Here is a 1,769-nt window from a genome sequence, read left to right on the forward strand (position 1 = left end):
AACGATGCAGTGGTAGGGGAGCGTTCTAAGTGCAGCGAAGTCAGACCGTAAGGACTGGTGGAGCGCTTAGAAGTGAGAATGCCGGTATGAGTAACGAAAAGACAAGTGAGAATCTTGTCCGCCGAAAATCTAAGGTTTCCTGGGGAAGGTTCGTCCGCCCAGGGTTAGTCGGGACCTAAGCCGAGGCCGAAAGGCGTAGGCGATGGACAACAGGTCGAAATTCCTGTACCACCTTAAACCGCTTGAGCAATGGGGTGACGCAGCAGGGTAGGGAGAGCGTGCGACTGGAAGTGCACGTCCAAGCAGTGAGGCTGAAGAATAGGCAAATCCGTTCTTCATGAAGGCTAGGCTGTGATGGCGAGTGAAAATAATAGTAGCGAAGTCCCTGATCTCACACTGCCAAGAAAAGCCTCTAGCGAGGTTGAAGGTGCCCGTACCGCAAACCGACACAGGTAGATGAGGAGAGAATCCTAAGGCGCTCGGGAGAACTCTCGTTAAGGAACTCGGCAAAATGACCCCGTAACTTCGGGAGAAGGGGTGCTCTTTACCGTGAATAGCGGAAGAGAGCCGCAGTGAAAAGGTCCAAGCGACTGTTTAGCAAAAACACAGGTCTCTGCGAAGCCGCAAGGCGAAGTATAGGGCTGACGCCTGCCCGGTGCTGGAAGGTTAAGGGGAGAGGTTATCCAATAGGAGAAGCTTTGAACCGAAGCCCCAGTAAACGGCGGCCGTAACTATAACGGTCCTAAGGTAGCGAAATTCCTTGTCGGGTAAGTTCCGACCCGCACGAAAGGCGTAACGACTTGGACACTGTCTCAACGAGAGACCCGGTGAAATTGTAATACCAGTGAAGATGCTGGTTACCCGCGACAAGACGGAAAGACCCCATGGAGCTTTACTGTAGCTTGATATTGGATTTTGGTACAGTTTGTACAGGATAGGTGGGAGCCAGAGAAGCCGGACCGCTAGGTTCGGTGGAGGCAACGGTGGGATACCACCCTGACTGTATTGGAATTCTAACCTACGCCCGTGATCCGGGTGAGGAACAGTGTCAGGTGGGCAGTTTGACTGGGGCGGTCGCCTCCTAAACAGTAACGGAGGCGCCCAAAGGTTCCCTCAGAATGGTTGGAAATCATTCGAAGAGTGTAAAGGCAAAAGGGAGCTTGACTGCGAGACCTACAAGTCGAGCAGGGACGAAAGTCGGGCTTAGTGATCCGGTGGTTCCGCATGGAAGGGCCATCGCTCAACGGATAAAAGCTACCCTGGGGATAACAGGCTTATCTCCCCCAAGAGTCCACATCGACGGGGAGGTTTGGCACCTCGATGTCGGCTCATCGCATCCTGGGGCTGAAGTAGGTCCCAAGGGTTGGGCTGTTCGCCCATTAAAGCGGTACGCGAGCTGGGTTCAGAACGTCGTGAGACAGTTCGGTCCCTATCTGTCGCGGGCGCAGGAAATTTGAGAGGAGCTGTCCTTAGTACGAGAGGACCGGGATGGACACACCGCTGGTGTACCAGTTGTTCCGCCAGGAGCATAGCTGGGTAGCTACGTGTGGAAGGGATAAGCGCTGAAAGCATCTAAGCGTGAAGCCCCCCTCAAGATGAGATTTCCCATAGAGTTAATCTAGTAAGACCCCTTATAGATGATGAGGTAGATAGGTCTGGTGTGGAAGCATGGTGACATGTGGAGCTGACAGATACTAATCGGTCGAGGGCTTAACCAATAAACAAACGCTCAGGTACATGAAACACTTCTCATATATTATCTAGTTTTG

1 rRNA gene is annotated in these 1,769 nt (G+C 52.8%); it reads left to right on the forward strand.

The window, feature by feature from the left end:
* Positions 1-1,718, forward strand: a 23S ribosomal RNA gene (locus JCM10596_RS22705); the annotation flags it as partial.
* Positions 1,719-1,769: the final 51 nt, after the last annotated feature.

Source organism: Caldalkalibacillus mannanilyticus JCM 10596, assembly GCF_000615945.1.
Lineage (GTDB): Bacteria > Bacillota > Bacilli > Caldalkalibacillales > JCM-10596 > Bacillus_AT > Bacillus_AT mannanilyticus.